The sequence below is a fragment of the Escherichia sp. AM3 genome (genome assembly GCF_032029835.1).
Classification (GTDB): Bacteria; Pseudomonadota; Gammaproteobacteria; order Enterobacterales; family Enterobacteriaceae; genus Escherichia; species Escherichia coli.
This window is the reverse complement of sequence record NZ_JAVUPQ010001043.1, coordinates 1-263: the sequence shown is the minus strand read 5'-3', so window position 1 is coordinate 263 and position 263 is coordinate 1. Positions and strand designations below refer to the sequence as shown.

Annotated in this window: 1 pseudogene; it reads left to right on the top strand. The window is 33.5% G+C overall.

Going from position 1 to position 263, the window contains the following annotated elements:
* Positions 1-263: pseudogene (locus RTW80_RS29620) on the top strand (UDP-glucose--(glucosyl)LPS alpha-1,2-glucosyltransferase); the annotation flags it as partial.

The following is a 263-nucleotide window of genomic DNA, read 5'->3' as shown; positions in this document are numbered from 1 at the left end:
ATTGTTTGTATCAAGAATCCAGGATACTCAAATTACACCTTTGTTAATGATAATTGTAGTATTCATAGGGTTGGATTCAGTCGCATATATAAGCGGTTATTTCAAAAATGGACAAGACTTGATCCTCTTCCATATTCACAGAGAATATTGAATATTGCACATGATTTTCCTATAACGAAAGAAAGTGTTATTGTAGTTCATAATAGCATGAAGCTATACACTCAAATTCGTAAGCGAGCTCCTCAGGCAAAAGTGGTTATACA